Annotated in this window: 20 protein-coding genes; 17 read left to right on the forward strand and 3 right to left on the reverse strand. The window is 68.3% G+C overall.

Annotated elements, in window-relative coordinates; all coding sequences use genetic code 11:
• The first annotated feature begins 57 nt into the window (after positions 1–57).
• The 6 genes from HWD99_RS02405 to HWD99_RS02430 all read left to right on the forward strand — a co-directional run bounded on the left by HWD99_RS02405 (position 58) and on the right by HWD99_RS02430 (position 9984).
• A complete protein-coding gene (locus HWD99_RS02405) occupies positions 58–822 on the forward strand; it encodes an SURF1 family protein (protein ID WP_241794800.1) in 765 nt (254 codons plus the stop codon).
• Positions 823–1059: 237 nt separating this feature from the next.
• On the forward strand, positions 1060–5694 hold the full coding sequence (locus HWD99_RS02410; protein WP_241794634.1) for an ExeM/NucH family extracellular endonuclease: 4635 nt from the start codon (positions 1060–1062) through the stop codon (positions 5692–5694).
• Positions 5695–5855: 161 nt separating this feature from the next.
• Positions 5856–6653: a DeoR/GlpR family DNA-binding transcription regulator gene (locus tag HWD99_RS02415; protein WP_241794635.1), complete on the forward strand. Its 798-nt coding sequence runs from the start codon at positions 5856–5858 to the stop codon at positions 6651–6653.
• On the forward strand, positions 6650–7588 hold the full coding sequence (locus HWD99_RS02420) for a 1-phosphofructokinase family hexose kinase (RefSeq protein WP_241794636.1): 939 nt from the start codon (positions 6650–6652) through the stop codon (positions 7586–7588). Before HWD99_RS02415 ends, HWD99_RS02420 begins: the two co-directional genes overlap by 4 nt.
• A 25-nt stretch (positions 7589–7613) precedes the next feature.
• Complete coding sequence (locus tag HWD99_RS02425; RefSeq protein ID WP_241794637.1) at positions 7614–9665, forward strand: fructose-specific PTS transporter subunit EIIC; 2052 nt, start codon at positions 7614–7616, stop codon at positions 9663–9665.
• Between the two features lie 49 nt (positions 9666–9714).
• Complete coding sequence (locus HWD99_RS02430) at positions 9715–9984, forward strand: HPr family phosphocarrier protein (RefSeq protein ID WP_241794638.1); 270 nt, start codon at positions 9715–9717, stop codon at positions 9982–9984.
• A gap of 78 nt (positions 9985–10062) precedes the next feature.
• Here HWD99_RS02430 and HWD99_RS02435 read toward each other — a convergent pair whose 3' ends face one another.
• On the reverse strand, positions 10063–10866 hold the full coding sequence (locus HWD99_RS02435; RefSeq protein ID WP_241794639.1) for a DeoR/GlpR family DNA-binding transcription regulator: 804 nt from the start codon (positions 10864–10866) through the stop codon (positions 10063–10065).
• 247 nt (positions 10867–11113) lie between these two features.
• On the opposite strand from HWD99_RS02435, the gene HWD99_RS02440 reads away from it, so the two are divergent.
• The 11 genes from HWD99_RS02440 to HWD99_RS02490 all read left to right on the forward strand — a co-directional run bounded on the left by HWD99_RS02440 (position 11114) and on the right by HWD99_RS02490 (position 22417).
• Positions 11114–12409, forward strand: coding sequence for a sugar ABC transporter substrate-binding protein (locus HWD99_RS02440; protein WP_241794640.1), 1296 nt, complete (start codon positions 11114–11116; stop codon positions 12407–12409).
• A gap of 82 nt (positions 12410–12491) precedes the next feature.
• On the forward strand, positions 12492–13415 hold the full coding sequence (locus HWD99_RS02445) for a carbohydrate ABC transporter permease (RefSeq protein WP_241794641.1): 924 nt from the start codon (positions 12492–12494) through the stop codon (positions 13413–13415).
• 2 nt (positions 13416–13417) lie between these two features.
• Positions 13418–14263 (forward strand): carbohydrate ABC transporter permease, encoded by an 846-nt coding sequence (locus tag HWD99_RS02450; protein ID WP_241794642.1) that lies wholly within the window; start codon positions 13418–13420, stop codon positions 14261–14263.
• Positions 14264–14307: 44 nt separating this feature from the next.
• Positions 14308–15171: a ketose-bisphosphate aldolase gene (locus tag HWD99_RS02455; RefSeq protein ID WP_241794643.1), complete on the forward strand. Its 864-nt coding sequence runs from the start codon at positions 14308–14310 to the stop codon at positions 15169–15171.
• Between the two features lie 30 nt (positions 15172–15201).
• Positions 15202–16398, forward strand: coding sequence for an ADP-dependent glucokinase/phosphofructokinase (locus HWD99_RS02460; protein ID WP_241794644.1), 1197 nt, complete (start codon positions 15202–15204; stop codon positions 16396–16398).
• Positions 16395–17372 carry a class I mannose-6-phosphate isomerase gene (locus tag HWD99_RS02465; RefSeq protein WP_241794645.1) on the forward strand — a complete coding sequence of 326 codons (978 nt, stop codon included), beginning with the start codon at positions 16395–16397 and terminating at the stop codon, positions 17370–17372. The genes HWD99_RS02460 and HWD99_RS02465 overlap by 4 nt, the downstream gene beginning before the upstream one ends.
• 40 nt (positions 17373–17412) lie before the next feature.
• A complete protein-coding gene (locus HWD99_RS02470) occupies positions 17413–17925 on the forward strand; it encodes a DUF3817 domain-containing protein (protein ID WP_241794646.1) in 513 nt (170 codons plus the stop codon).
• The gene (gene guaA, locus HWD99_RS02475) at positions 17922–19508 is read left to right on the forward strand and encodes a glutamine-hydrolyzing GMP synthase (protein WP_241794647.1); all 1587 of its coding nucleotides are present in this window, start codon (positions 17922–17924) and stop codon (positions 19506–19508) included. The genes HWD99_RS02470 and guaA overlap by 4 nt, the downstream gene beginning before the upstream one ends.
• A 129-nt stretch (positions 19509–19637) precedes the next feature.
• Positions 19638–20576, forward strand: coding sequence for an L-lactate dehydrogenase (locus HWD99_RS02480; RefSeq protein WP_241794648.1), 939 nt, complete (start codon positions 19638–19640; stop codon positions 20574–20576).
• Positions 20577–20691: 115 nt separating this feature from the next.
• Positions 20692–21120: a YciI family protein gene (locus HWD99_RS02485; RefSeq protein WP_241794649.1), complete on the forward strand. Its 429-nt coding sequence runs from the start codon at positions 20692–20694 to the stop codon at positions 21118–21120.
• Between the two features lies 1 nt (position 21121).
• Positions 21122–22417: an RNA polymerase sigma factor gene (locus HWD99_RS02490; protein ID WP_241794650.1), complete on the forward strand. Its 1296-nt coding sequence runs from the start codon at positions 21122–21124 to the stop codon at positions 22415–22417.
• A gap of 66 nt (positions 22418–22483) precedes the next feature.
• Here the strand turns inward: HWD99_RS02490 and HWD99_RS02495 are convergent, their stop codons facing one another.
• Positions 22484–22756 (reverse strand): GlsB/YeaQ/YmgE family stress response membrane protein, encoded by a 273-nt coding sequence (locus HWD99_RS02495; protein WP_045279323.1) that lies wholly within the window; start codon positions 22754–22756, stop codon positions 22484–22486.
• A gap of 173 nt (positions 22757–22929) precedes the next feature.
• Entirely contained in the window at positions 22930–23859 is a 930-nt protein-coding gene (locus HWD99_RS02500) for a Bax inhibitor-1/YccA family protein (protein WP_241794651.1), read from the reverse strand.
• Positions 23860–23871 lie beyond the last annotated feature (12 nt).

The following is a 23871-nucleotide window of genomic DNA, read 5'->3' on the forward strand; positions in this document are numbered from 1 at the left end:
GCCCAGTTCGACACCGTGACATCACCCGCACTGTTCCCCCCGACCCTCCGTGAGGTCATGCTCCGGGGGCGCTGGATCGGCATGCTCGTGCTGTGTCTGGTGGTCGCCGGTGTCTTCGCCTGGCTCGGGCAGTGGCAGCTGGAGCGCGCGATCGACACCGACCCGCCGCCTCCCGGCGTCACCGAGGAGGTCCGTCCGCTGACCGACGTCCTGCAGCCCGGAGAGTACCTCGCGGAGCCGCTGGTCGGGCAGAAGGTCGAGACCTCCGGCACCTGGGTCCCGCAGGACTTCCTCGTGGTCTCGAGCCGGTACAACGACGATGTCGAGGGCTACTGGGTGACCGGCCAGCTGAGAGTGGCCGACCGCACCTCGATCGCGGTCGCGATCGGCTGGACCGACGACCGCGCCGTCGCCGACGCCGCCGTCGAGCAGCTCGAGGCCGCCGCAGAGGGCGGCGCGACGGTCGATGTCGCCGGGCGCATCATCTCGGACGAGGGGCCGTCCACGCCTCCCGCCGACGACCCCACGCGCATGGATCGCATGTCGACCGCCGCCCTCCTCAGCTTCTGGCACGACACCGACCAGCTCGACGTCTACCGTCCGTTCCTCGCATCCACCACCGCCGATGCGGGGCTCGTCGACATCTCCTCGCCAGCCCCCGACGAGCGCTCGCCGGTGAACTGGTTGAACATCTTCTACGCGGCGGAGTGGGCGATCTTCGCGGGCTTCGCGTTCTACCTCTGGTACCGGCTCGCGAAAGACGCGTGGGAGCGCGAGGTCGAGGAGTTCGAGGACGCCGCGTCCGCTGCTCCGGTCGACTGAGAGCACGCGCATCCGCGCACGCTCGGGCGCGCATCCGAGCGCGTTCCCGTCGTGCTTTCTACCTTCGTCAGGGGTCGGTCGGGCCAATCGGTGAGCGCTGGGTGACCAATGGGAAAACTCCGTTGAGGTTGTCCGAGGGCCTCCGTATGCTCGCTCACATGTGCGTCAGCTGAGAGCCCGCACAGACGCGGTTTCACGAGAGCCGTCGCCAGACCACACCCGAGGAGACAAACACCGATGATGTCCGCTCCCGCCGCCGCGAACCACGAGGTTCCCGGTTCAGATCGCAGAGGTCGGGGGCGCGTCGGCGTCCTCGCCGCCACCTGCGTCGCCGCCCTGGGTGCCAGTGCCCTGATCGCTGCCCCCGCCTCCGCCGACGTCACCGGGACGGGGGTGGTCATCAACGAGGCCTACCTCTCCGGAGGCAGTGCAGGCGCGGCGTTCACGAACAAGTTCGTCGAGCTGTACAACCCGACCACCCAGCCCGTGTCCCTCGACGGCTTCTCGCTGCAGTACCGCTCCGCCACGGGCACGGCCGCGTTCAGCGGGGTCGCCCCGCTCAGCGGCACGATCCCCGCCGGTGGGCACTACCTCGTGCAGGGCGGCAGCAACGGCACGAACGGCGCGGCTCTGCCGACGGCGGACGCCGTGGGCACCCTCAACCCCAGCGGAACGAACGGCACGCTCGCGCTCGTGCAGGGCACAGCGCCGGTCACCCTCACCCCGGGCTCCGTCGCGGGGGTCGACGGCGTCGTCGACGTGCTCGGGTACGGAACCTCGAACACGTTCGAGACCAAGGCCGCGACTCCGCCCACGGGGAACACCGACGTGAAGTCGCTCACCCGCACCGGCGGCGTCGACACCGACGACAACAGCGTCGACTTCACGCTCTCCGCCTCGATCACGCCTCAGAACACCGGCGGCTCCGACCCCGGCACCGACCCCGGCACCGACCCCGTGACGGCGTCGATCGCCGAGGTGCAGGGCACGACCGACGTCTCGCCGCTGAACGGCCAGACGGTCACGGTCGAGGGTGTCGTGACGGCCGACTTCCGCACCGGCGGGTACAAGGGCATCGTCATCCAGACCCAGGGCTCGGGCGGAGACGCGGACGCGACACCCGGAGCCTCCGACGGCGTCTTCGTCTACCTCGACGCGCTCGCCCCGACTCTGGCGATCGGCGACCTCGTCTCGGTCACGGGCTCGGTCAGTGAATACTTCGGTCAGACCCAGATCAACCCGAGCGTGCTCGCGGGCGTCTCGGTCGTGCAGGCCGGGGTCGGTGTGCCCGCCCTCACGCCGCTGCCCGACACGGTGGTCGGCGCCGATCGCGAGCAGTACGAGAACATGTACGTCGCGCCGGCGGGCACCTACCGGCTCGCGTCGAGCCACCAGCTCTACAACTTCGGCACGCTGTGGCTCAACGCCGGCGACGACCTCAACGTCAAGAGCACCGAGCTCGCCCGCCCCGGCGACGAGGCGGCCGCGATCGCGGCGGCCAACCGTGCGAACCGGATCCTCCTCGACGACGCCTGGTCGATCCAGGTGACGAACAGCGGGCACCCGAACGGTCAGCCCTACTTCACCGAAGAGCAGGTCGTGCGCAACGGCGACACGGTCGACTTCAGCGACACCGGCTACGTGCTGCAGTACGGCTTCGACGACTGGCGCCTGCAGCCGGTCGTGCCGATCGACAGCACCACCCCCGCCGAGCAGAAGGCCGGATTCACGGCCACCAACCCTCGTGCCGATTCGGCACCCGAGGTCGGCGGCGACGTGCAGGTCGCGTCGTTCAACGTCTTCAACTACTTCACGACGCTCAAGAGCGAGAACTCCAACGCCCGAGGCGCGGCCGACGCCGCGCAGTTCGCGATCCAGAAGTCCAAGATCGTCGCGGCGATCAACGGCCTGGACGCCGAGATCGTCTCGCTCATGGAGATCGAGAACTCGATCAAGCTCGGCGGTTCGCTCGACGAGGCGCTCGCGGATCTCGTCGACGGCCTCAACGACGCGCTCGGTGCCGAGGAGTGGGACTACGTCCGCACCCCGGATGAGCTGAACGACGCGGCGACGACGGACTTCATCACCAGCGCGATCATCTACAAGAAGGATGCCGTCGAGACCGTGGGCGACAGCCTGACCGTGACCGACGAGTCCGTGTGGGGCAACGCGCGCGAGCCGATCGCTCAGGCGTTCGATGTCGACGGCCGCGTCGTCACGGTCGTCGCGAACCACTTCAAGTCGAAGTCGGCGCCCGAGGGTGGCGGTGCGGAACCTGCCGACGGCCAGGGCTTCTTCAACGCCGATCGCGTGAAGCAGGCGAACTCGCTCCAGGACTTCACCGAGGAGATCGAGGAGACCACCGGCAGCAGCGACATCCTGCTGATCGGTGACTTCAACGCCTACGCGAAGGAAGATCCGATCGACCTCTTCACCTCCGCAGGGTGGAGCGACGTCGCGCGGGAGAAGGCACCGGAGCAGCACACGTACTCGTTCGACGGCGAGCTCGGCTCGCTCGACCATGTGCTCGCGTCGCCCTCGCTCGCCGCGTCGATCACCGGCGCAGGCGTCTGGAGCATCAACTCGCCGGAGTGGAGCGACCGCGGTTATGCGTTCGGCGCCACCGAGGCGGGTACGCCGTTCCGCTCCAGCGACCACGACCCGATCATCGTCGGGGTCTCGTCCGAGATCCCCCCGGTGAGCATCGACGTCGTCACGATGAACGACTTCCACGGTCGCATCGAGGCCGACGGGGCCGCGGCCGGTGCCGCGGTGGTCGCCGGAGCCGTGCAGCAGTTCCGGGCCGAGAACCCGAACACGATCTTCGCCGGTGTCGGCGATCTGATCGGCGCGTCGACGTTCACCTCGTTCATCAACGACGACAACCCGACGATCGACGCGCTCAACGCGGCCGGTCTCGATGTCAGCGCCGCAGGCAATCACGAGTTCGACCAGGGCTGGGAGGATCTGCGCGACCGCGTGCAGGACCGCGCGGACTGGGAGTACATCTCGTCGAACGTGTTCCTCACCGAGACCGGCGAGCCCGCGCTCGCTCCGGCCTGGGTCAAGGAGCTCGACGGGGTCAAGGTGGGCTTCATCGGTGCCGTGACGGAAGACCTCGACTCGCTCGTGTCGCCCGAGGGCATCGCCGATCTCGAGGTGCGCAGCATCGCCGACTCGGTGAATGCCGTCGCCGACGACCTGCGCGACGGAGACGGCTCGAACGGTGAGGCCGACGTCGTCATCCTCCTCGTCCACGAGGGTGCCGCGAGCACCGAGCTGTCGAGTATCACGCCCGACTCGCCCCTCGGCGAGATCGTCTACGGGGTCGACGAGGACGTGAACGCCATCGTGTCGGCGCACACGCACCTCGCGTACAACCACGTGATCGACGGTCGTCCCGTCATCTCGGCCGGCCAGTACGGCGAGAACCTCGGGCTGATGAACCTCCAGGTCGATCCGAAGACCAAGGAGCTCATCTCGATCACGAACGAGATCAAGCCGCTCACGGCCAACGGTCAGGCCCTGTATCCGGCCGTGCCGGAGGTCGCCGACATCGTCGCGAAGGCGAAGGCCGACGCAGACGTGCTGGGAGCGATCAAGGTCGGAGACATCACCGCCGACTTCAACCGCGCGCGTCAGACGAACGGGTCCGAGAACCGAGGCGGCGAGTCCACCATCGGCAACTTCGTGGCCGATGTGCAGAAGTGGTCGACGGGCGCGGACATCGCGCTCATGAACCCGGGCGGCATCAGGGCCAACCTCGCCTACGCCTCGTCGAACGCGAACGACCCGAACGGCAACGTCACCTACCGGGAGGCGGCGACGGTGCAGCCGTTCGCCAACACCCTGGTGACTCTGACCCTCACGGGTGCGCAGCTGAAGAGCGTGCTCGAGGAGCAGTGGCAGCCGGCGGGCTCCGCTCGTCCGTTCCTCAAGCTCGGCGTCTCGGAGGGACTCGTCTACACGTACGACCCCGCCGCGGCGCAGGGCTCACGGGTCACCTCGATCACGCTCGACGGCACCGCGATCGATCCGGCGGCGAACTACACGGTCGCGGCCAACTCGTTCCTGGCGGGGGGTGGAGACAACTTCTCCACCTTCGCGCAGGGCTCGGGCAAGCGCGACACCGGGAAGATCGACCTGCAGTCGATGGTCGACTGGTTCGACGCGAACAAGACGGCGACCCCCGACCTCGCGCAGCGCGCGGTGGGCGTCTCGGTCAGCGCACCGGATGCCGACGGCTACAGCGCCGGCGACCAGGTGACCGTCGCTCTCTCATCGCTGGCGTTCAGCGCCGGGGAGCAGGCTCCCGGAGAGGTGACGCTCTCGCTCGGCGGCACCCAGCTCGCGACGGGCGCGGTCGATCCGACGATCGTCGACACGACCGATGAGGTCGGGCGCGCGACCCTCACCTTCACGGTCCCGTCGGGCGTCTTCGGCGAGCAGCAGCTCACCGTCGCCGTCGCGGGGACGGGAACCACCGCGACGGTGCCGTTCACGATCGCGGATGAGAAGCCCGCGGAGTTCGCAGGTGCGATCGACCTCGGTTCGTCGAAGGTGGCTGCAGGCAAGAAGCTGCAGATCACCGGTGAGGGCTACGAACCGGGCGAGACCGTGACCGTCGAGCTGCGGCCGAAGAAGGGGGCGCCCCTCGAGGTCGGAACCGTGCAGGTCCGGGCTGACGGCAGCTTCTCGACCGCGGTCACGGTGCCGAAGAACGCGCAGCCGGGCAAGTACACGGTCGCGGTGTCGCAGGCCGACGGAGATGAGGCCACGGCCACCGTCACCGTCAACCGTGCGGGCGGCATCGGCGGGATCATCGGCGGCATCATCGACTGGCTCTGGGATCTCATCAACGGCTGGTTCTGATCTCATGCGATGAGGAGCGGGCCGGGGGAGTGATCCCCCGGCCCGCTTCGTCATGCCTGCATGTCTCGATGCAGCGCAGGGAAAACAACATCTGACACTTGTCTTCGTTTGGTTTTCTGTTGTATCGTGTGGGAAAGTTTTCCACCAGCAACGGAGCAGCGATGTACGCGATGGAGCGCCAGCAGGGAATCGAACGGATCCTGGCAGACGACGGACGGGTGTCCGTCGTCGAACTGGCGCAGCGGTTCGACGTGACGACCGAGACGATCCGACGCGATCTCGCCGCTCTCGAGGAGGCGGGTTCGCTCGTGCGGGTGCACGGGGGAGCCGTCGCGAAGGACGACGACAGCACGAACGAGGCCTCGGTCCTCGAGCGCATCCAGCAGCACGGACCGGCGAAGCGGGCGATCGCCGTCCGCGCGCTCGCGGCGCTCGGATCCGACTTCCACGGATCCGTCTTCATCGACGCCGGCACGACTGCTGCAGCTGTCGCGGAGGGACTCTCCGCCCGTGCGACGCCCGTGCCGCAGGGATCACGAGCGCGCGTCGAGGCGGTGACGCACTCGCTGACGATCGCCCCCGTCCTCGCGGTCGCCGAGGGCATCTCGCTCACGGTCATCGGCGGCCGGATCCGCGGGGTCACGGCCGCAGCGGTCGGGGCCGAGACGGTCGCGACGATCGGCCGGCTGCGCCCCGACATCGCGTTCATCGGAGCCAACGGCATCTCGGCCGGGTTCGGCCTGAGCACCCCGGATCCCGACGAGGCATCCGTCAAGGCCGCCATCGTCCGCGCCGCACGTCGCGTGATCGTGGTCGCGGACTCGAGCAAGCACGACCGGGAACTGCTCGTGTCGTTCGCGTCTCTGCGCGACATCGATGTGCTCGTGACCGATGCGGAGCCGCCGGCGGATCTGGCGGCAGAGCTCGCGGACGCTGACGTGGAGGTGTGGCTCGCATGATCGTCACCCTCACCGTCAACCCCGCGCTCGACCGGACCATCGCCCTCGATGCCGCGCTGCGACCCGGCGAGGTGCAGGCGGCGCGCTCTGCGCGCGAGGAGGCCGGAGGAAAAGGCGTCAACGTCTCGCGCGTGGTCGCGGCCGCCGGCGTCGACACCCTGGCGGTGCTCCCGCTCGCGACCGACGACCCCTATCGCGTCCCGCTCGCCGCCTCAGGCATCTCGACCGTCCCGGTTCCCGTCGCCCGGCAGGTGCGCACGAACCTCGCGATCACGGATCCCGACGGGGTCACCACCAAGATCAACCTCCCGGGGAGCCCGCTGAGCGGCGCGGACTCGGCGGCTGTGGTGCACGCGGTCGTCGAGGCGAGCGCAGATGCCGACTGGCTGGTTCTCGCGGGCTCGCTTCCCGATTCGGCCGCCGCCTCGTTCTATGTCGACGTCATCAGTGCGGTTCGCGATCGGCGGGGCGCGAGCGCGCCGCGGATCGCCGTCGACGCGTCGGGTCCCGCGCTCCATGAGGTCGTCGCGCACGGAGCGGTCGATCTCATCAAGCCGAACGACGAAGAGCTCGCCGAACTCCTCGGCACTCCCGTCGACGGCACGAGTCCCGAAGGGATCATGGACAGCGTCCGCGCCATCGTCCCCGCACGCGTCGCCGCCGCACTCATCACACTCGGCGGTGCCGGCGCGGTGCTCGTGACGGCGCAGGGCGCCTGGTTCGCCGTGGCTCCGCGCATCCGCGTGGTCAGCACCGTCGGCGCGGGGGACAGCTCGCTCGCGGGCTACCTGCTCGCCGATCGCGCCGGCGCCGATGCGGCGGCCCGGCTCACATCCGCCATCCGCTACGGCGCCGCCGCGGCGTCGCTCCCGGGGACACAGGTGCCGACACCGGCCGACCTCGGGCACCACGACATCTCTGTTCGATCGATCTGATCACTGACGACCACTGGAGGTCATCATGTCCGAAACCATCAACGCCGAGCTCGTCAGCATCGACGCGCCGCTCGGCACCGACAAAGCGGCGGTCATCCGCGCCCTCGCCGACAGGGTCGCCGCGCAGGGTCGCGCCAGCAGCGGCGAGGGGCTCTTCGCCGATGCCTGGGCCCGCGAGCAGAAGGACGAGACGGGCCTTCCCGGAGGCATCGCGATTCCGCACGCGAAGAGCGCGTCGGTGACGATCCCCACCCTGGCGTTCGCACGACTCGCACCCGGAGTCGACTTCGGCGCCCCGGACGGCCCCGCGGATCTCGTCTTCCTCATCGCGGCTCCGGACACCGCCGCCGAGGCGCATCTCGCGATGCTGTCCAAGCTCGCGCGCAGTCTCATGCAGGACGAGTTCACGGGTGCCCTGCGCGCGGCACGCGGAGCCGACGAGGTCGTGCGCATCGTCGACGCCGCGATCGCGGACGAGCCTGCGGCCGCGCCTGCGGCCGGCTCCGCGGCCGTCGCGGAAGACGTCACGCCGGCCTCCGCGCCCACGCCGCCCACCGCCGGTGAGCGCTCGTCGGCGAAGATCGTCGCGGTCACCGCCTGCGCCACCGGCATCGCCCACACCTTCATGGCCGCCGACGCGCTGACGGCTGCCGGCCGAGAGCAGGGGATCGACCTCGTCGTCGAGCCGCAGGGCTCCAGCGGATACAAGCCGCTGCCGCAGAGCGTCATCGACGACGCGGACGCCGTGATCTTCGCGGTCGACGTCGATGTGCGCGAACAGGAGCGATTCGCCGGCAAGCCGGTCGTGCGCTCGGGCGTCAAGCGCGGCATCGAGGAGCCGAAGCAGCTCATCGCCGAGGCGATCGCCGCGGCGGCCGACCCGTCGTCGCCGCGGGTCACGGGAGCCGCGGCCTCGGCGGCATCCGGTGCCTCGTCCACCGCCGCTCCGCAGTCGATGGGCCGCCGGATCCAGCGCATCCTGCTCACCGGCGTCAGCTACATGATCCCGTTCGTCGCGGGTGGCGGCCTGCTCATCGCGCTGGGCTTCCTCTTCGGCGGCTACGGAGTGAACACCGACAACCAGGCGTTCACCGTGATCCTCGAGAACGCGCTGTGGGACCTCCCCGCGGGCGGTCTCGGCCAGTACATCGGCTCGGTGCTCTTCGTGATCGGCGCCACCTCGATGGGGTTCCTGGTCTCGGCGCTCTCGGGATACATCGCGTTCGCGATCGCAGACCGGCCGGGCATCGCGCCGGGCTTCGTCGCGGGTGCGGTCGCGGTGCTCATGAACGCCGGCTTCATCGGCGGAATCGTCGGAGGACTCCTCGCCGGTACGGTGGCGTGGGCGATCGGTCGCATCGATGCTCCCCGATGGCTGCGTGGCCTGATGCCGGTCGTGATCATCCCGCTCCTCGCATCGCTCGCGGCCTCCGGCCTCATGCTCCTGTTCCTCGGACGGCCGATCGCCTGGCTGATGCTCGTGCTGAACGACTGGCTGACCGGTCTCGCCGGCACCTCGGGCATCGTCCTGGTGGGCGTGATCCTCGGACTCATGATGTGCTTCGACCTCGGCGGTCCCGTCAACAAGGTGGCGTACGCATTCGCGACGGCCGGTCTCGCATCCGCATCGACCGACAACCCCACGCCGTACCTCATCATGGCCGCCGTGATGTGCGCCGGCATGGTTCCTCCGCTCGCGATGGCGCTGGCGTCCACGGTGCTCGATCGCCGTCTGTTCACGCCCGTCGAGCGCGAGAACGGCGTCGCGGCGTGGCTGCTGGGCGCATCGTTCATCAGCGAGGGGGCGATCCCGTTCGCGGCCGCCGACCCGCTCCGGGTGATTCCCGCGTCGATGCTCGGCGGTGCGGTCACGGGTGCGCTGAGCATGGCGCTGTCCGTGCAGTCGCTCGCCCCGCACGGCGGGATCTTCGTCTTCTTCGCGATCGACCCCATCTGGGGCTTCCTGCTCGCGCTGGTGGCGGGAACCCTCGTGAGCGCGTTCGCCGTGATCGGACTGAAGCGCTTCGCACGGTCGAAGACCTCCCGCGAAGCATCCCTCGTCGCTGCGGCGGCCTGACCACCGGCGCGGCACTCGCACCGGCGAACGAAACGAAGGAGAGACCGAAATGGTAGAACGACAGGCGATCATCGCCAGCGGCTCCGGCCTGCACGCACGTCCGGCCAAGCTGTTCGTGGCGGCGGTGCAGGAGAAGGGGATCCCCGTCACGATCTCGGCGGGTGGGGGAGCGGAGCTCAACGCGGGTAGCATCCTCGCTCTCATGGGTCTCGGCGCGTCGAAGGGCACGACCGTCACCCTGCGCTCCGAGGCCGACGGCGCGGAGCAGGCGCTCGACGAACTCGCGGCCCTGCTCGAGACCGACCTCGACGCCGTCTGAGAGACATCGAGGCCGTTCAGGCGGTATCACCGCCCGGCGGCGCAGCCGCTCGTGTCGTCAGTCCCTGAGGTCACCGCGTCAGGGGCTGACGACCTCGACCTCAGCCTGGGCGAGAGCGGCGGCGAAATCGGCGGTCGGAGCGGCGTCCGTCACGAGATAGTCCGCGCGGTCGAGGGTGGCCACCTGCGCGAACAGCCGACGACCGAACTTCGACGAGTCGGCGAGGATGGCGGTGCGCTCGGCGCGCTGGATCATCTCGGCCATCATCGAGGCGTCACCCATGTTGGACGTCGAGAACCCCGCCGCGTCGATCGCCCCGACGGCGATCAGCGCCAGGTCGCACCGGATGTCGACCTCGGGTCCGCCCGGCGTCATGGTGAAGGTGACGGGGCCGGTCGTCGCCTGTGTGATCGCTCGCACCGCCCCGCCGAACACATACAGATCACGGAACACCGCGGGGGAGATCTCCGCCGGGATCCGGAGATTGTTCGTCGCGATGGTGAGATCGCGGTGATTGCGCAGGGCGCGGGCGAGCGCGAGCGTGGTCGTGCCCGCATTGAGCATGACGACAGCGCCGTCGTCGATCAGCCCCGCGGCGAGGCGGGCGATCTTCTCCTTCTCCTCGGTCTGCATCCGCAGACGCACGTCGAGCGCGCGGTCCTTGAGCTGCGCCTCGGCGCTGACCGCGCCGCCGTGCGTGCGGACGACCACTCCCTCGCGATCGAGCTGGTCGAGGTCGCGGCGGATGGTGTCGATCGAGACGCGGAAATGCTCCGCGAGACCACCCACCGTCACTTCCCCGGCCTGCTCGACGAAGGCGGCGAGATCGGCCTTGCGGCCCGCGGGGAGTCGGCGCTTCGGCGCCGGTGCGGTTGCTTCCATGCACTCATCTCTAGCACATTCGAATGAAAAATCGGCAGACTTCGGCATAAATCCGCATCGCGAATGCGCGGAGCATACTGTCGAAAAGCCGCGTCGATACGGGGGCGGAGGTGAATTCCTCGCCCTCTCCAGCCGGTGAGTCCGAAGGAAATGCTTGACGTTCCTGCAAATGTCGGCATAACATGGCTCAAAACCGCACGAACGAGCATTGAAGCGCTGTGCGGCACGATCTCGAAGAGGAGAAGTGATGATCACAGTGGGGCGAGGGCGACGCATTCTGAAGCTCGCCGGCGCAGCGACAGCAGCCGTGACAGTCCTGGCCGTGGCAGGGTGCGCGGCAGGCGACAGCGGAACCGATGGATCCGATGGCGGAGACGTCACCATCGAGTTCGCCCAGTGGTGGGAGCCCGAGCTCCCCGACGGTGAGTTCCGGGCGCTCATCGACGAGTTCGAAGAGGCCAACCCGGGCATCACGGTCAAACTCGTGAGCGGCCCGTACGCATCGACCAAGGAGCAGCTCTTCGCCGGAGCGGCATCCGGCACGATGCCGGACGTGGTCGGTCTCGACGGCGCGTGGGTCAACGATTTCGCCTCCCAGGGTGTCATCTCCGACCTGAGCGCCCTCATGGAGGAGTACGACTACGACGACAGCGAGCTGGCGAGCCAGATCCAGGTCGACGGCAGCACCTACATGATCCCGGTCGTGAACTTCGTGTACCCGATGTTCACGAACGACAGCCTCCTCGCAGACGCGGGCGTCACCGCCCCGCCGACCACCCGCACGGAGTTCGCGGATGCCGCGTCGAAGGTCTCGGCCCTCGGCGGCGACGTCTCGGGCTGGGTCCTCCCGCTCTCCCTCGAAGCGCCGAACGGCGTGCAGAACGACGTCATGTCGTGGGTGTGGGCGTCGGGTGGCTCGATGCTCAAGGACGGCCAGCCCGATCTGACGAACGACGACGTCACGTCGGCGGTCGACTTCATCGGCGGCATGTGGGACGACGGCTCGATCGCCTCGGGATCCTTCACCATGAAGGAGCAGGACAAGGTCGAGGAGTTCACCAACGGCCGCGTCGGCATGATGATCGACTCGCTCGCGCACATCAACCTGATCCGTGAGACGAACCCCGACCTGAAGTTCTCGATCTCGGCGCTGCCCGCCGAAGACGGCTACGACGGCGAGCGCGGCATCCCCTACGCCTCCTGGGGCATCGGCGTCGCCGAGAACTCCGAGCACAAGGAGGCCGCGTTCAAGCTGGTCGAGTTCCTGATGAGCGAGCAGACCAACTCGGAGCTCTCGACCATGGCGAACGCGTTCCCCGGAAACTCGACGTCCGTTCCCGGATTCGTCGAGGACGACGAGCTGTTCGCCCAGGCGTTCGAGATCTACCAGGCCGGATACCCGGCCAACGAGTTCACGGGCCTCCCGGTCGCCGAAGAGCTGATGCGTCAGCTCGGCGAGCAGCTGCAGTCCGCGTTCGACGGGCAGCAGTCGATCGACGATGCGCTGAAGACCGCGCAGGAGGCCTGGAAAGCGGAGTTCTGATCACCCGCTTCCCGAATGAACGGGGTGCCGCATCGCTCCCGATGCGATGCGGCACCCGACCAACCAAGGAGCCATGCTTCCCATGAGTCTGAGAACAGTCGACGACACCGAGGTGATCGTCACCGGGGTTCCGATGTCCCGGCGCAGGCGGCAGCTGCGCAAGACCACCGAGTCGTACGCCTTCCTCTCTCCGACGATCATCCTGCTGTTCGTCCTGATGATCGTGCCGATCGTCATGGTGGTCGGGTACTCGTTCCAGGACAACGTGATCCTGAACAAGTCGCCCGAGTTCGTCGGCATCGGCAACTACGTCGAGATCCTCGGGGACCCGCGCTTCTGGAAGGCGACCGGCAACACGATCCTCTTCACGGTGACGAGCGTGGTCGCTCACCTGGTGCTCGGACTCGCCTTCGCGATGATGCTCAACAGCCCTCTGCTCGGCCGGTTCTCACGGTCGTTCTTCCGGGCCCTGTACGTCTTGCCGTGGCTGTTCACGGTCGCCGTGATCGCCGTGCTCTGGCGCATGCTGCTCGCCCCGAACGGTGTCGTGAACTTCCTGCTCAACACCGACATCGAATGGCTCGCCTCCCCGCAGCTCGCGCTCGGGACGATCATCTTCATCAACATCTGGGCCGGCTACCCCTTCTTCATGGTGAGTCTTCTCGCCGGCCTCCAGGGCATCCCGAACGAGCTGAACGAGGCCGCCACAGTCGACGGCGCGGGGGCGATCCAGCGGTTCTGGAACGTGACCATCCCTCAGCTGCGTCCGATCATCGTCAGCCTGGTGCTGCTCGATCTGATCTGGACCTCGCAGCAGTTCGCCCTCATCTGGATGACCACCGGCGGCGGACCGATCGACGTGACCGAGGTGCTCAGCACCTTCACCTACAAGCTGGCCTTCGCCAAGTACGACTTCTCGCTCGCGGCGACCTCCGCCGTGCTGGTCCTGCTCATGTCGATGGTGCTCGCCGTCTTCTACGTCCGTCACCAGAAAGCGAGGGACTGATCATGGCTCTCACGGTTCAGAACCAGCGCCGCGTCGCCAGGACCGGCGTGATGATCGGCCTCATCCTCGGTGCCGTGTTCGCCGCGGGCCCCGTGCTCTGGATGCTGTCGAGCTCGTTCAAGTCGAACACCCAGATCTTCGAGCTGCCGCCGCGACTGCTCACCGACACGTTCTCGTTCGACGCCTACATCGCGATCTTCACGAATCCCGAGACGATGCGGTTCTTCCTGAACAGCTACGTCGTCGCGGGCTCCGTCACGATCCTGACGCTGCTCGTCGCGATCCAGGCCGCGTACGCGTTCAGCCGCTTCGACTTCCGCGGCAAGCGCATCCTGAACGTCGTCATCGTCAGCGTGCAGGCCGTGCCGCCCATCACCCTGCTGATCCCGTACTTCGGGTTGATGGTGGCTCTCGGGCTCTACAACTCCTACCTCGGGCTGATCCTCACCTACATGGTGTTCACGCTGCCCTACGCGATCATCATGATGACCGGCTACTTCAACACCCTGCCGAAGGAGCTCGACGAGGCCGTCCGCGTCGACGGCGCCGGGTCCATGACCGCCCTGTGGCGCATCCTGGTGCCGATCTCGATCCCGGGCATCGTGTCGGTCGGCATCTACACCTTCATGATCGCGTGGAACGAGTACCTGTTCGCGCTGACGCTCACGCGCACGATCGACATGCGCACGGTGCCCATCGGCATCCAGCTGCTCATGGGCCAGCACTCGTACGAGTGGAACCAGATCATGGCGATGAGCGTGCTCGGCTCCATTCCCGTCCTCATCCTCTTCCTCTTCTTCCAGCGGTACTTCATCAGCGGTCTCACGGCGGGGTCCGTGAAGAGCTGACGTCGCGCCGACGCATCCGACCACCACGAAAACAGGAGAAACACGTGCTCTACACCGGCAGATCCATCCTCGATGTCGCCAACGAGAACAACTTCGCCATCCCGGCCTTCAACATCAGCGACTGGGCGATGTTCACCGGGATCATGGACATCAGCGAGGAGAAGGCCGCCCCGGTCATCATCGCCATCCATCCCGACGAGGTGTCCCACATCACCACCGACCTGATCGCCGCGATGCACTCCCGTGCGCACCGCTCGAGCGTGCCCGTCGCGATCCACTGGGACCACGGCGGCAGCTACGAGCAGATCATCACGGCTATCAAGGCGGGCTTCACCTCGGTCATGATCGACGCCTCGCTGCTGCCGTTCGACGAGAACGTCGCGCTGACCCGCAAGGTCGTCGACGCCGCGCACGCGGTGGGCATCCAGGTGGAGGGCGAGCTCGGTACGATCGGCGCGAACGACAGCTACGGCGAGTCCGGTGCGGCGGAGATCATCTACACGAACCCCGCCGACGCGGTGCGCTTCGTCGAGGAGACCGGGGTCGACAGCCTCGCCATCGCGATCGGCACCTCGCACGGGCTGTACCCGAGCGACAGGAACCCCGAGCTGCGTCACGACCTGCTCGAGGAGATCAAGGCGGCGGTCGGCATCCCGCTCGTGCTGCATGGCGGCTCGTCGAACCCGGATGCCGAGCTGCGCCGCGCGGTCGACCTCGGCGTCAACAAGATCAACATCTCCAGCGACATCAAGGTCTCGTACCACGACCGCATGCGCGAGGTGCTGGGCACCGACCGTCGTCTGCGCGAGCCGAACGCGATCCAGCCGGCCGCGCTCGAGGCCATGAAGGCGACCGCTGCAGAGAAGATCGAGCTGTTCGGCGCAGACGGCAAGGCCACGCTCTACTGAGCTGCGGACAATCGGAGGATGATCGGCGACGTGGACAGAACGCTCGTACTCGGACTCGGCGGCACCGTCGACTATGAGCTCACCTGGGACGCCTCGGTTCTCGACAGGCTCGCGCAGGCCCACGGCGTGCGACGCCACGAGCTGACGGCCACGGCGCCGATCACCGACGAGCGCTCGCTGCTGGTGGCGGTGCTCGCGTTCGTCGCCTCGGGCACCGGGGCGGAGCGGTTCGTCGCCTCGTCCGATGTCATCGAGGACTTCGTCTCGCATTTCGCGTACGAGATCACCCTCGGGGGAACCGGGGTGCGTGCGGGGCTCGTCCTCGACGCCCTCGGCCTCCCGAGCGTGCAGCACCTGGTGAGCATCGACGCCAACGTCCGTCGACTCCTTCCGGAGTCGATCGGCTACATCTGCTCGGCGACCGAGGACACCCTCGATCCGCACCTCATCGTGCAGTATCCGGTCGGTGCGCGCGTGCGACTCACCGACGGCGAGGTGCTGTCGCCCGCGCCCAACCGCCTGATCTTCGCGAACGATCCCCCCAACCGGCGGATGCTGCTCTCGGCCGATCTCGCCGCGTCCCTGTCGAGCGCGGGAGTCTTCCTCGTCTCGGGCTTCAATACGATGCAGGATCACGACCTGCTCGAGCAGCGACTCGTCGAGCTGCAGCGCGCGATGTCGACTCTGCCGGGCGACGCTCTCGTCTATTACGAGGATGCGGGCTTCTACACGCGGGGTTTCGCCGAGACCGTGCGAGCCCGGCTGCTGCCGCAGATCGACGTCTACGGCATGAACGAGGACGAACTGCAGGAGTACCTCGGGAGGTCGGTGAATCTGCTCGACACAGCCGACGTCATCCGCGCCCTCCGCGAGGTGCACATGATCATCCCCGCTCGCGCGCTCGTGGTGCACACACGCTACTGGGCGATCGCCGCGGGGCCGGATGCGGGTCGGCACCGCTCCGCGCTCGACTCCGCCGTCCGCGTCGCCGCCACACGCTACCGGGTGGGCGATGGCCTGACCGCCGCCGATGTCGACGACACGGCCGCGATGCCGCGTCACGGGGGAGGGGAGGCCCTCGTCGTCGCCGTCGAGGCTGCTCTTCCCGATGCCGTGGGCGTCGCGGCGTTCTCGCTGGACGTCGCGAACCCGACCACCGTGGGCCTCGGAGACACGTTCGTCGGCGGATTCCTCGCCGGTGTCGTGCGATCGAAGGAGAGCGTATGAATCCCGTCCTGCTGCCGTCGAACAGACCCGCCGAGCGCTTCTACCGAGGCGGTGCACGCATCAGCGCCTTCCGTGGCGAAGAGGGGGCGGCGCCCCGCGAGCCGGAGGACTGGATCGGATCGACGACCACGGTCAACGGCGAGCCCGAGCTCGGTCTCACCACGCTTCCCGACGGCCGGCTGCTGCGCACGGCCATCGAGCAGGATCCGGTGTCCTGGCTGGGAGACGAGCACGTCGCGCGCTGGGGAGCGGACACGCGGCTCCTCGTGAAGCTGCTCGATGCCGGGCAGCGCCTGCCCGTGCACGCCCACCCGCACGACGACTTCGCCGCGACGCATCTCGGACGTGCGCACGGCAAGGCCGAGGCCTGGTACATCCTGCAGGGCGGCACGGTGCACGTCGGGCTGGCGGAGGACGTGGATGCCGCGGTGCTCGCCGATCTCGTCGAGCGGCAGGACGTCACTGCGCTGCTCGGCCTGCTGCACGAGATCGAGGTGGCTGCCGGCGACGTCGTCTGGGTGCCACCGGGGGAGCTGCACGCGATCGGAGCCGGCGTCCTCCTCCTCGAACTGCAGCAGCCCGAAGACCTGTCGATCCTCCTCGAGTGGCAGGGGTTCGCGATCGACGGTGCCACCCTCGGTCACCTCGGTCTCGGCTTCGACGTCGCGCTCGCCGCGGTCACCAGGCGGGGGCGCGCGAGTGCCGACCTCGGCGCGCTCGTGAGCACGGCGCCGGCATCCGGCTCGGCATTCCCTGCGGCCGCCGACGAGTACTTCCGACTCGAGCGACTGCCGGTCGACGGGGTCGCCGTGATCGACCGGGGATTCTCGATCGTGGTCGTCAGCGACGGTCGCGTCGAGATCGGCGGCGAGCCGCTTCCGGCGGGCTCCGCTCTGCTCGTCCCGCATGCGGCGGGAGCGCTCGAGGCGAGCGGCCGCGGCGAGCTTCTCGTGGCTCGTCCGCCGGCCCCCTGAGCCGGAATCGGCGCGGATTCTCCCCGGCTAGACTGGTGTCATGCCCGAACCGAAAGTCGCCAGCTTTCCGGCGATCCGTGGTGCGCTGAAGTTCTACCAGATCGCGTCGATCATCACCGGAGTCATGCTGCTCCTGCTGTTGGCCGAGATGGTGCTCAAGTACACGCCGATCCACCTCGAACTCTTCGCGGGAGGCTCGGGCGGACCGCTCTGGTTCGCCGGGGTGCTCGCCGGACCCGACTGCCAATGGTGGTCGCTGTTCGCACCGTGGACGAACTCGTGCGAGATGACCTCTCTGGGAGACGGCGTCAACCTGTCGCTGTTCATCCTGGTCGCGCACGGTTGGTTCTATGTGGTGTACCTCTTCGCGTGCTTCCGGGTGTGGAGCCTCATGCGCTGGCCGTTCCCGCGATTCATCCTGCTCGCCCTCGGCGGTATCGTCCCGCTGCTCTCCTTCTTCATGGAGGCGGTCGTGGCGCGCGAGGTCAAGACCTATCTCTCCACCCGCGAGGCCGCCGAGGCCTCCGCCCCTGCCACGGAAGGTGTCCGGTGACCGAACAGTCCGAGACCCAGCAGCGCCCCGCGCTCGTCGTCGACTTCGGCGCGCAGTACGCGCAGCTGATCGCCCGTCGAGTGCGCGAGGCCGGTGTCTACAGCGAGATCGTGCCGCACACCGCCACGGCCGCCGAGATCGCCGAGAAGAACCCGGTCGCGATCATCCTCTCGGGTGGTCCCTCGTCGGTGTACGAAGAGGGCGCTCCGCGTCTCGACCCCGCCGTGTTCGAGCTCGGTGTTCCCACTCTGGGCATCTGCTACGGCTTCCAGTACATGGCGCAGACCCTCGGAGGTGAGGTCGCGAACACCGGCCTCCGCGAGTACGGGGCGACGGATGCCGTCATCTCGGGTGACGGCGGCACGCTGCTCGGCGGCCAGCCGGCCGAGCAGAACGTGTGGATGAGTCACGGCGATCAGGTCGCCAAGGCCCCTGAGGGCTTCGACGTGCTCGCGACGACCGACGCCACGAAGGTCGCCGCGTTCGCGAACGAGGAGCGCGGCTTCTACGGCGTGCAGTGGCACCCCGAGGTCAAGCACTCCGACCACGGCCAGCAGGTGCTCGAGAACTTCCTGCACAAGGGCGCCGGTCTCGCGTCCGACTGGAACAGCGGCAACGTGATCGCCGAGCAGATCGAGCGCATCCGCGAGCAGGTCGGCGACGCGCGCGTCATCTCCGCGCTCTCGGGCGGTGTCGACTCCGCCGTCTCGACGGCTCTCGTGCACAAGGCCATCGGCGATCAGCTCACCGCGGTGTTCGTCGATCACGGACTCCTCCGCAAGGGCGAGCGCGAGCAGGTCGAGAAGGACTACGTCGAGTCCACCGGCGTCCGCCTGATCACGGTCGACGCGGCAGACACGTTCCTCGGACACCTCCAGGGTGTGACCGACCCGGAGGAGAAGCGCAAGATCATCGGGCGCGAGTTCATCCGTGCGTTCGAGAAGGTGCAGCTCGACCTCGTGGCCGAGGCCAAGGCCTCGGGAGGCGCCCCCGTCAAGTTTCTCGTGCAGGGCACGCTGTACCCCGACGTCGTCGAGTCCGGCGGCGGTGCGGGAACCGCGAACATCAAGTCCCACCACAACGTCGGCGGGCTGCCCGACGACCTCGACTTCGAGCTCATCGAGCCGCTGCGGGCCCTCTTCAAGGACGAGGTGCGGGCGATCGGCCGCGAGCTCGGCATCCCCGAGGCGATCGTCGGCCGCCAGCCGTTCCCGGGACCGGGGCTCGGCATCCGCATCATCGGCGAGGTCACGCAGGACCGACTCGAGATCCTGCGTGAGGCCGACGCGATCGCCCGTGAGGAGCTGACCAAGGCGGGCCTCGACCAGGAGATCTGGCAGTGCCCGGTCGTGCTGCTCGCCGACGTCCGCTCCGTCGGCGTCCAGGGCGACGGCCGCACGTACGGTCACCCGATCGTGCTGCGTCCGGTGTCGAGTGAAGACGCCATGACCGCCGACTGGACGCGTCTGCCCTATGACGTGCTCTCCAAGATCTCGAACCGCATCACGAACGGCGTCCGCGACGTCAACCGCGTGGTTCTCGACGTGACCTCGAAGCCGCCGGGGACCATCGAGTGGGAGTGACGCAGGAGCTCCCACTCGCGTAGGCACTGGTGGCACTGGGAGTGACTTCGCTCTCGCGCCGGTGACATCGAACGGGCACGGACCATCACGGTCCGTGCCCGTTCGCGGTATTTCGGGCAGGATGAGCGTATGACCACGGCGCGGACGAAGATCACGGTTATCGGTGCAGGCAGCGTAGGGGTGAGCGTGGCGTATGCGGCGCTGATCCGGGGGAGCGCGGCGGAGGTCGCGCTCTACGACATCGCGACGGACAAGGTCGATGCCGAGGTGCTCGACCTCGCGCACGGCACGCAGTTCACCTCGGCGGCGGTGAGCGGGGGATCCGACCTCTCCGTGGTCGACGGCAGTGACGTGATCGTGGTGACGGCCGGGGCCAAGCAGCAGCCCGGGCAGACGCGTATGGAGCTCTCGGGTATCAACGCGCGGCTGCTCGAGACGCTCATGCCGCAGCTCGTCGAGCGGGCGCCGTCAGCCGTGTTCATCATCGTCACCAACCCGGCCGATGTGATGACCGTGGTCGCGCAGCGCGTCTCGGGGCTTCCGCCGCATCGGGTGTTCGGCTCCGGCACCGTGCTCGACACGTCGCGGCTGCGGTGGCGTCTCGCCCATCGCGCGAATGTCAGCACCGCGAGCGTGCACGCCGACATCGTGGGCGAGCACGGCGATACGGAGTTCCCCCTCTGGTCGAACGCGACCATCGGCTCGGTGCCGATCCTCGACTGGCCGGCCGACGAGCCGTTCACGACGGAAGAGCTCGACCACATCGCGATCGAGGTGCGTGACGCGGCGTACGCGGTCATCCGGGGCAAGGGCGCGACGAACCTCGCGATCGGCGTCAGCTGCGCCCGCATCGCCGAGGCCGTGCTGCACGACGAGCGGGCCGTGATCCCGGTGGCGACGGTGCTCGCCGGCGAGTACGGCATCGACGGTGTCGCGCTGTCGGTGCCGTCGGTCGTGGGGGCGGCCGGAGCCGTGCCGCTGGCGGAGACCCCGATGAGCGAGCACGAGCTGGGTCTGCTCCGGGCCTCTGCCGAGGCGATCCAGGCGGCGGTCGACGAGCTCGGCTGACCGCGCTCGGAGAAGATCTCAGAATTCTTCGTCGAGGATGTCGATCCGGGGTGTTCCCGTTCGACGTCTTCAGTGAGAGGGTCGAGAAGCGGCCCCACCCACCAAGGAGAACACCATGAAGTACATGCTGATCATGCGCTCGAACGACGACGCGGTCGAGGCGTACAAGGAGATGCCCTTCGAGGAGGTCATCGCGGCCATGGGCGCCTACAACGAGTCGATGATCAAGGCCGGCGTGCTGGCTGCGGGCGAGGGCCTGAGCGATGCCGCCGAGGGCTTCGTCGTCGACTTCAGCGCCGAGACGCCGCTCATCACCGACGGCCCCTACGGAGAGACGAAGGAGCTGTTCAACGGCTTCTGGATCCTCGAGGTGTCCAGTCGCGAAGAGGCGGCGGAGTGGGCGAGCCGGGCACCCCTCGGCAAGGGATCGTTCCTCGAGGTGCGGCGCGTGACCGACGAGTCCGACTTCCCGGCCGACAACGAGTGGATCGAGAAGGAGAAGGGCTGGCGCGAGGAGGAAGAGGCGCGCCGGGCCCAGCAGTGAGATGACCGACGACAGCGAGACGGCGCGCTCCGCACCCGGTACGGGTGCTGCGGAGCGCGCCGTCGCCGCCGTGTGGCGCATCGAGGCCGCGAAGATCGTCGCGACGCTCACTGGCGTGGTCGGCGACTTCGGCCTCGCAGAGGACCTCGCGCAGGAGGCGCTGGTGGATGCTCTGCATCAGTGGCCGGTCGACGGGGTGCCCCGCAACGGCGCCGCATGGCTCACCGCCGTCGCGAAGCGCAGGGCGATCGACGGCTGGCGCCGCCGTGAGCGGTTGGACGACCGGATGGCGGTGATCGCGCACGACCTGGAGCGCGAGCAGGCGGAGGCCGCGGACGCGCCTCCCTGGGACCCGGATGCCGTCGACGACGACGTGCTCCGGTTGATCTTCATCTCGTGCCACCCCGTGCTCTCGCGGGAGGCGCAGGTGGCGCTGACCCTGCGAGTGGTGGGCGGTCTGTCGAGCGAGGAGATCGCACGGGCGTTCCTCGTGCCGACCGCGACCGTGCAGCAGCGCATCGTGCGAGCCAAGAAGACCCTCGCCGCCGCGCACGTGCCCTTCGAGATGCCGCCCCGCGAGGAGCATGCGGCCAGGCTCGGGTCGATTCTCGGCGTGCTGTATCTGATCTTCAACGAGGGGCATGCGGCCAGCAGCGGCCGCGACTGGATGCGCCCCGAGCTGAGTCTCGAAGCCATTCGGCTGACGCGTGTGCTCGCGGCGCTGATGCCGCGGGAGCGCGACGTGCACAGCCTCCTCGCCCTCATGGAGCTGACCGCGGCGCGGTTCCCCTCCCGCGTGGATGCGCAGGGAGACCCTGTGCTGCTCGCCGATCAGGATCGTCGCCGGTGGGAACGCAGTCGTATCGCGCGCGGGCGGGCGGCCCTCGCCACGGCCGATGCCCTCGGCTCCGGGCGCGGTCCCTACGGCCTGCAGGCCGCGATCGCCGAGTGCCATGCGGTCGCGGCGAGTGTGGACGACACGGACTGGGACCGCATCGTGCTGCTGTACGAGGCGCTCGGTCGCATCGCGCCATCGCCGGTCGTCGAGCTCAACCGGGCCGCGGCCGTGGCGATGGCGACGGGCCCGGCATCCGCTCTGGCGATCATCGATCGGCTCTCGGCATCCGGTGCCCTGGCCGGCTACCACCTGCTTCCGGCGACGCGCGCCGAGCTGCTGCGGCGTCTCGGACGTGAGGAGGAGGCGCGGGGCGAGTTCGCGGTCGCCGCGGCTCTCGCGGGCAACGATCGTGAACGTGCGCTGCTCGAGGCCAAGGCGGCGACGCCCTCAGCGCACTGACCCGCAGACAGAGAAACGCCCTCTCCCCGATGACGGGAAGAGGGCGTCTCCGATGATGCTGTCGTATCAGCTGCGGGCCTTGCTGCCGCGACCGACGATCAGGCCGTAGATCAGCAGCACGATGATCGAGCCGCCGATGGCGAGGAGCCACGTGCCCAGGTCCCAGAACTCCGTGAGGGGACGGTTCAGGATCAGGCTTCCGAGCCATCCTCCGAGCAGCGCTCCCACGACGCCGAGCAGAAGGGTGATGAACCATCCGCCGCCCTGCTTGCCGGGAAGGATCAGCTTCGCGATCGCGCCGGCGATGAGGCCGAGAAGAAGGAATCCGAGAAAGCTCATGTTCAGCTCCTTTATTTCGTGAGCCCCAGGGTGCCAGGGCTCGTGTGATCCACTGTGCCCTCCCAGCTGACTATCAGCCAACCCCTTGCGCTGAGACCTTCAGATGTGCGAAGAGGCCCGCCTCCGCAAGGAGACGGGCCTCGTCGAGCGACCGGAGGTCAGTTGACCGGAGGTCAGTTGTTGCCGCGGGCGATCGCGATGATCCGCAGGATCTCCACGTAGAGCCAGACGACCGTGACCATGATGCCGAAGGCGCCGAGCCAGCCGTACTTGCGGGGAGCGCCGTTGCGCACGCCCTGCTGGATCTGGTCGAAGTCGAGCACCAGCGAGTAGGCGGCCATGATGACGACCAGCACACCGATGATCACGCCGAGCGGGATGCCGAGGATCTCGACCTTGCTCAGGAGTCCGAAGGCGGCACCCTCGCCGAGCACACCGGTCCAGGTGAGGACGACGTTGAGCAGGGAGAACACCAGGTAGCCGACCATGGCGATCATGAAGATCTTGGTGGCCTTCTTCGACGCGCGGATCTTGCCGCTGGCGAAGAGGGCGAGGGTCACGCCGACCACCGAGACGGTGGCGAGGGTGGCCTGGAAGACGATTCCGGGGTAGAGCACCTCGAAGAACGCCGAGATGCCACCGATGAAGAGGCCCTCGAACGCGGCGTACGCGAAGATCAGCGCGGGACGCACCTTCTTGCGAGAGGTGAACGAGATGACCATCGCGAGCACGAACCCACCGAGCGCGCCGACGATCCACGGCAGGAGGTTCGGCTGGAACTGGTCGTACGGGTTCTGGACGGGAGCGGCGACGCCGCCCAGCGTCAGGAACCAGCCGACGGCCGCGGTGACGAGCAGGATGCCGAAGAGTCCGGCGGTCTTCCAGACGGTGTCCTCGACCGACATCCGGTCGGTCTCGATGGCGCCGGCGGGCGGAGCGGCGTACATGCCCTCCAGCTGTGCGTTCGCAGCGGCGTCCATGGTGCCGTGCTGGAACGATGCGGCCTGTGCCCCCTGAGCGCCCTGCGGCGCGCCCGGGTAGGTCGCGACATTCCGCGGATCCTGCTGCTGGAACGCCGGGTTGTTGAAGGCGAAGTTGCTCATGTGGGCCTCACT

This window comes from Microbacterium sp. C5A9 (genome assembly GCF_022627955.1).
In the GTDB taxonomy this organism is placed as follows: domain Bacteria; phylum Actinomycetota; class Actinomycetes; order Actinomycetales; family Microbacteriaceae; genus Microbacterium.